Source organism: Nonomuraea solani (assembly GCF_900108335.1).
GTDB classification, from domain to species: Bacteria; Actinomycetota; Actinomycetes; order Streptosporangiales; family Streptosporangiaceae; genus Nonomuraea; species Nonomuraea solani.
This window is the reverse complement of record NZ_FNVT01000022.1, coordinates 215316-221899: the sequence shown is the minus strand read 5'-3', so window position 1 is coordinate 221899 and position 6584 is coordinate 215316. Positions and strand designations below refer to the sequence as shown.

General features: G+C 70.5%; 7 protein-coding genes. 4 read left to right on the top strand and 3 right to left on the bottom strand.

Annotated elements, in window-relative coordinates; translation table 11 throughout:
• The 3 genes from C4V41_RS49415 to C4V41_RS49405 form a co-directional block, all read left to right on the top strand.
• On the top strand, window positions 1–205 hold a 205-nt coding region (locus C4V41_RS49415), incomplete at its 5' end, for an ABC transporter permease subunit (protein WP_146104086.1).
• Window positions 202–1227, top strand: a complete 1026-nt coding sequence (locus tag C4V41_RS49410; RefSeq protein WP_103963011.1) for an ABC transporter ATP-binding protein — start codon at window positions 202–204, stop codon at window positions 1225–1227. The genes C4V41_RS49415 and C4V41_RS49410, both read left to right, overlap by 4 nt.
• Window positions 1224–2243: an ABC transporter ATP-binding protein gene (locus tag C4V41_RS49405; RefSeq protein WP_146104085.1), complete on the top strand. Its 1020-nt coding sequence runs from the start codon at window positions 1224–1226 to the stop codon at window positions 2241–2243. Before C4V41_RS49410 ends, C4V41_RS49405 begins: the two co-directional genes overlap by 4 nt.
• A gap of 170 nt (window positions 2244–2413) precedes the next feature.
• On the opposite strand, the gene C4V41_RS49400 is transcribed toward C4V41_RS49405, so the two are convergent.
• The 3 genes from C4V41_RS49400 to C4V41_RS49390 form a co-directional block, all read right to left on the bottom strand.
• On the bottom strand, window positions 2414–3097 hold the full coding sequence (locus C4V41_RS49400; protein WP_103963009.1) for a response regulator: 684 nt from the start codon (window positions 3095–3097) through the stop codon (window positions 2414–2416).
• Window positions 3094–4269, bottom strand: a complete 1176-nt coding sequence (locus C4V41_RS49395) for a sensor histidine kinase (protein WP_103963008.1) — start codon at window positions 4267–4269, stop codon at window positions 3094–3096. Before C4V41_RS49395 ends, C4V41_RS49400 begins: the two co-directional genes overlap by 4 nt.
• A gap of 70 nt (window positions 4270–4339) precedes the next feature.
• On the bottom strand, window positions 4340–5254 hold the full coding sequence (locus C4V41_RS49390) for a RecB family exonuclease (RefSeq protein WP_103963007.1): 915 nt from the start codon (window positions 5252–5254) through the stop codon (window positions 4340–4342).
• A 115-nt stretch (window positions 5255–5369) separates the two neighbouring features.
• Between C4V41_RS49390 and C4V41_RS49385 the strand changes: the two genes are divergently transcribed.
• Window positions 5370–6506, top strand: coding sequence for a site-2 protease family protein (locus C4V41_RS49385; RefSeq protein WP_103963006.1), 1137 nt, complete (start codon window positions 5370–5372; stop codon window positions 6504–6506).
• Window positions 6507–6584 lie beyond the last annotated feature (78 nt).

Sequence of the window (6584 nt, the reverse complement as noted above, 5' to 3'; positions counted from 1 at the left end):
CGGCCTGCTCATCGGTGGCGCCGTTCTCACCGAGACGACCTATACTCTGCCCGGGCTCGGCCAGTTCGCCATCCTGGCCATCAGGAACCAGGACCTGCCGCAGGTCATGGGCGTCGTGCTGGTCGCCGCCGCCTTCGTGGTGGTCGCGAGCCTGATCGTCGACCTCCTGTACGCCGTGGTCGACCCGAGGGTGAGGTTGTCGTGAGCTTCCTTGACGTCAAGGACCTGAAGATCCATTTCCCGACCGACGACGGCCTGGTCAAATCCGTGGACGGGCTGTCGTTCGGCGTCGAACGCGGCAAGACCCTCGGCATCGTGGGCGAGTCGGGCTCCGGCAAGAGCGTCACCAGCCTCGGCGTGCTCGGCCTGCACAAGGGCGGCCGGGCCAGGATCTCCGGCGAGATCTGGCTCGACGGTGAGGAGCTCAACGGCGCCTCCGCCGAGCACGTACGCAGGCTGCGCGGCAAGAAGATGGCGATGATCTTCCAGGATCCGCTGTCCTCGATGCACCCCTACTACACGGTCGGCCACCAGATCATCGAGGCGTACCGCATCCACCACGCCGTCTCCAAGCAGGTCGCCCGCAAGCACGCCATCGACATGCTCGGCCGCGTCGGCATCCCCGAGCCGGCCAGGCGCGTCGACAGCTACCCGCACGAGTTCTCCGGCGGCATGCGCCAGCGCGCCATGATCGCGATGGCGCTCTCGTGCGACCCCGAACTGCTCATCGCCGACGAGCCGACCACCGCGCTCGACGTGACCGTCCAGGCCCAGATCCTCGACCTCATGCGCGACCTGCAGCGCGAGTTCAACTCCGCGCTGATCATCATCACGCACGACCTGGGCGTGGTGGCCGAGTTGTCCGACGACATCCTCGTCATGTACGGCGGCAAATGCGTCGAGTACGGCTCCGCCGACGACGTCTTCTACCGGCCCGAGCACCCCTACACCTGGGGCCTGCTGGGCTCCATGCCCCGCCTCGACCGCGAGCGCACCGAACGGCTGATGCCGATCAAGGGCTCCCCGCCGTCCCTGATCAACGTGCCGCCGGGCTGTGCCTTCCACCCCCGCTGCCCGTACGCCGAGCGCACGGACGGCAAGGCGCAGACCGAGGTGCCGGCGCTCGCCGAGACCGAGGGCGGCCACCTGGTGCGCTGCCACATGGACCGGGCCGAGCGGCAGAGCCTGTGGGAGAACGAGATCAAGCCAGTCCTGGAGACTCAGTGACCGAGAACGAGCTGCTTCTTTCCGTGCAGAACCTGGAGAAGCACTTCCCCGTGACGAAGGGCCTGCTCAAAAGGCAGGTCGGCGCCGTCAAGGCGGTCGACGGGATCAGCTTCGACGTGTTCAAGGGCGAGACGCTCGGCCTGGTGGGGGAGTCGGGCTGCGGCAAGTCCACCACGGGACGGCTGGTCACCAGGCTGCTGGAGCCCACGGGCGGCAAGGTCGTGTTCGAGGGCCAGGACATCACCCACATGGGCCAGGGCAAACTCCGCCCGCTGCGCCGCGACATGCAGATGATCTTCCAGGACCCCTACTCGTCGCTGAACCCGCGGCACACGGTCGGCGCCATCGTCGGCGCCCCGTTCCGCATCCAGGGCGTGCAGACCGAGCACGGCGTCAAGAAGGCCGTCCAGGACATCCTGGAGCTCGTGGGCCTCAACCCCGAGCACTACAACCGCTACCCGCACGAGTTCTCCGGCGGGCAGCGGCAGCGCATCGGCATCGCCCGCACCCTCGCGCTCAAGCCCAAGCTGATCATCGCCGACGAGCCGGTCTCCGCGCTCGACGTCTCCATCCAGGCCCAGGTCGTCAACCTGCTGGAAGACCTGCAGAACGAACTGGACCTGACCTACGTCGTGATCGCCCACGACCTGTCGGTGGTGCGGCACATCAGTGACCGGGTCGCGGTCATGTACCTCGGCAAGATCGTCGAGGTCGCCGACCGCAAGAGTCTGTACAGCTCGCCGATGCACCCGTACACCAACGCGCTCCTGTCGGCCGTGCCCGTGCCCGACCCGAAGGTGCGCAGGGACCGCGAGCGCATCCGGCTGACCGGCGACGTGCCCAGCCCGCTCAACCCGCCGCCCGCCTGCCGCTTCCACACCCGCTGCTGGAAGGCGCAGGAGATCTGCAAGCAGGTCGAGCCGCCGCTGGAGGAGCTGGCCAGCGGCCACCAGGTCGCCTGCCACTTCCCGGAGAACGCCCCCGAGACCGCCACCACCAAGGCCAAGACGGGCTGACCGGAACACGCCCACCTGGGCCGGCTGATCGGAGAGGCCCGGCTGGGTCGGCCGATCGGCCATGCCCGGCCCGGCTGGGCGGCTCAGGCGGACAGGTCCGCCCTGCCAGGCATGGCCGGACATGCGTGCGGCCCGCCCGGGAACCCCCGGGCGGGCCGCAGCCATGTCGTTCAGGATAAGGCGCCCGGCGTGATCAGCCCCGTCTCGTAGGCCAGCACCACGGCCTGCACGCGGTCGCGCAGCCCCAGTTTGGTCAGCACGTTGCCCACGTGCGTCTTGACCGTCGTCTCGCTCACCACGAGCTTGGCCGCGATCTCCGCGTTGGACATGCCCTTGGCGATCAGCCGCAGCACCTCCAGCTCCCGCTCGGTCAGCCGGTCGAGCCGCGCCGGAGCGGCCTGCTCGTACGCCGACGGCAGCCGCGTCGCGAACCTGTCCAGCAGCCGCCGCGTCACGCTGGGCGCCACGATCGCGTCACCGGCCGCCACCACCCGGATCGCCTGCACCAGCTCGTCGGGTGGCACGTCCTTCAGCAGGAACCCCGACGCCCCCGACCGCAGCGCCTCCACGATGTACTCGTCGAGGTCGAACGTCGTCAGCACCAGCACCTTCGGCACATGAGCCGTCGGCGCCGCCTCCCGCACGATCCTGCGGGTCGCCTCGATGCCGTCGACCCCGGGCATCCGGATGTCCATCAGCACCACGTCGGGCAGCAGCGCCCTGGTCTGCTCCTGCGCCCCTTTGCCGTCGCCGGCCTGGCCCACCACCGTGATGTCGGGCTCGGCCTCGAGGATCAGGCGGAATCCGGTACGCAGCAGCGGCTGGTCGTCCACCAGCAGCACTCTGATCGTCATTGGCCGTCCTTCAACGGGAACCTGGCCCGCACTTCGAAGCCGCCCCCCGGTAGCGGACCGATGTTCAGGATTCCACCATAGAGTGCCACCCGCTCGCGAATGCCCACCAGGCCATGCCCGGTCCGTCTGGACTCCTCCGCCGCGCCCCGCCCGTCGTCCTCCACCCGTACGTCCAGCTCGCGCGAACCGTGCCGGACCGTCACCACCGCCTTCGCCCCCGCGCCCGCGTGCCGCAGGCTGTTCGTCAGCCCCTCCTGGACCAGCCGGTAGGCGGCCAGGTCGACCCCAGCGGGCAGCGGGCGTACCTCGCCCTCGACCAGCAGCCGCGTGGGCAGCCCCGCCTCCCGCATCTGCTCCACCAGGGCCGGCAGATCCGGCACCCCCGGCTGGGGCCCCAGCTCGGCGCGCGTGTCCGTGCGCAGCACGCCGACGATGCTGCGCATCTCCGTCATCGCCAGCCGGCCCGTGTGCTCGATCGCCGACAGCGCCTCGCGCGCCAGGTCGGGGTCGGAGGCCAGCACCCGCCGCGCCGCCGCGGCCTGCACCGTCATCACGCTCACGTGGTGCGCGACGACGTCGTGCAGCTCGCGGGCGATCCTGGAGCGCTCCTCGGCCCGCGCGGCCCGCGTGTCGGCGGCGTGCGCCCGCTCCATCCGGGCCGCCCGGTCCTTCAGCTCCTCCAGATATGCCCGGCGCAGCCGCAGGCTCCGCCCCGCCCCCCACACCGCCACCAGCACCACGGCCGTCACCACGTGCTCGTCCCAGCCGTCTCCCCGCAGCGGCCCCGCCAGCACGCCCAGCACATAGGCCGCCAGCGTGAACCCGAGCGCCCCCAGCGCCATCGCCAGCCCCCGGTGGAAGGCCACCGAGTAGAGCAGCACCAGCACGGCCAGGCTCGACATGCCCGTGCCGTAGCCGAACGAGCTGAGCAGCGTCTCCGGCACCAGGCCCGCGCACAGGGCCGTCAGCGGCCGGCTGCGGCGCACCGCGATCGGCGCGCAGACCAGCAGCACCAGCAGCGCGCCGAACGGGTCGGGCGCCCGCATGCCGTCCACCGGCAGCCCCTCGGCCTGCAGCCGGTCGGGCCCGTAGAGCACGAACAGCGCCATCGAGGCAGCGGCCACCATTCCGGCGAGAACCGTGTCGTGGAGCCTGGTCCGGTCGATGCGCACCGTTTCACTGTAGGACCAGGTGAGAGCCCGCAACCTCCTCCCTCGGGAGGATTAGAGGGTCTGCGCCTGGTCAGAGCTCATCGGTCGCCGAACGCCGGCCCGCCTGGCCTTGAGCGCCGTCCTGGCTCTGGGCGGCTTGGGCGTCGGCCCGGGTGCTGCGCACGGTGTCGCCCGGCTGCCGATCCGGCACCGGCGGCGGGGTGCCGCCGAACTCCGGGCACAGCGCCTGGTGATCGCACCAGTCGCACAGCCGCGTCCGGCGCGCCCGCCACTCACCCGTCTCCAGCGACCGCTCGATCGCCGCCCAGAGCGCCATCACCTTGCGCTCGGTGGCCAGCAGGTCGGCCTCGTCGGGCGCGTAGCGCAGCACTTCGCCCTTGCCGCCCAGATAGACGAGCTGCAGCAGCCGCGGCACCTGCCCGCGCAGCCGCCACAGCACCAGCGCGTAGAACTTCATCTGGAACAGCGCCTTGGCCTCGAAGTCGGGCCCCGGCGCGCTGCCCGTCTTGTAGTCGACCACCCGGACCTCGCCGGTCGGCGCCACGTCGAGCCGGTCGACGTAGCCGCGCAGCATCAGCCCGCCGTCGAGCACCGCCTCCACGTAGAGCTCGCGCTCGGCCGGCTCCAGCCGCGTCGGGTCCTCCAGCGTGAAGTAGCGCTCCAGCATGCCGCGCGCCTGCGTCAGCCACTCCGCCTGCTCCGCCTCGTCGGCGAACATCTCGCCGTATTGCGGGTCCTCGGCCAGCAGCCGCCCCCACTGCGGCTCCAGCAGCTCCAGCGCCGCCTGCACCGAGCGCCGCGGGGCGGGCAGGTCGTAGAGGCGCTCCAGGACCGCGTGCACCACCGTGCCGCGCACCGCCGCCTGCGACGGTTTCTCGGGCAACTGGTCGATCACCCGGAAGCGGTAGAGCAGGGGACATGTCATGAAGTCGCCCGCCCGGGAAGGGGAGAGAGCTCCTATGATCACCGGTTCGGTCAACGTCATGCACCGCACTCTAGGTCAAGACCCCGACAGAATAACTCCCGCGGAACGAGGATCACGTGATCCGGCGCGTAGCATCAAGGCAGCAACAGCACGTAATGGACGTTCAAGGAGTGCGGTGAGCGAGCAGAGCCCGCGGCAGGAGTTCTCCGGTCTTCGGATGGGGAAGCCGTTCGGCATTCCAGTTTACGTCTCGTGGACCTGGTTCATCGTGGCCGCGTTCATCACGCTGATGTTCGGGCCACGGGTGCGGCAGATGCTGCCCGAGCTCGACAGCACAGTGGCGTACGCGGTCGCGTTCGTCTTCGCGGTGCTGCTCTACGTCTCGGTGCTGCTGCACGAGCTGGCCCACAGCGTCCTGGCCAAGTGGTACGGCCTGCCGGTGCGCAGGATCACCCTCTACCTGCTCGGCGGCGTCTCCGAGATCGAGAAGGAGCCGCCCACGCCGGGCAAGGAGTTCATGGTCGCGGCCGCGGGGCCGGCGCTCTCCCTCGGGCTGGCCGGGCTCGGCCTGGCGCTCAACACGTACGTGATCAACGACGGCGGCATCCCCGAAGTGCTCATCTGGCAGCTGTGGGTGTCCAACCTCATCGTCGGCGTCTTCAACCTGCTGCCGGGGCTGCCGCTCGACGGCGGCAGGATGCTGCGCGCCGGCGTGTGGAAGGTGACCAGGAACCCCGGCTCCGGCACCATCGTGGCCGCCTGGGGCGGGCGGGTGCTGGCGGTGCTGCTCGTGGTGTTCCCGCTGGCCACCGCGCTGGCCGGCGGGCAGGAGTTCATGTTCACCGACCTGGTGTGGCCGCTGGTGCTGGCCTCGTTCATCTGGATGGGCGCCACCCAGTCGCTGCGCGTGGCCAAGATCCGGGCGAAGATCCCCCAGGTGAACGCGCGCGCCCTGGCCCGCAGGGCCATCCCGGTGAGCGCCGAGACGCCGCTGGCCGAGGCGCTGCGTCAGGCCGGCGAGGGCCGGGCGGGCGCCATGGTGGTGGTCGACCACGAGGGCAAGCCGGTCGCGATCGTCAACGAGTCCGCCGTCCAGGCCACCCCGGAGCACCGCCGCCCCTGGGTGAACGTCGCCTCTCTCGCCAAGACCCTCGAACCCACCATGGTCCTGGCGGCCGGCCTGACGGGCGAGCCGCTCATCGACGCGATGCGGGCGGCTCCGGGCAGCGAATACCTGCTCGTCGAGGACAACGGCGAGATCTACGGGGTGCTCGCCACGGCCGATGTGAACAGGGTTTTCAGTGGCGTCTGATTTGTCCCACTCGTTTAAGCCGCGGCCCCCGGATAGGGTCGTGTCCAGCAGTTTCGGGTGGGCCGGGCTTGATCCCGG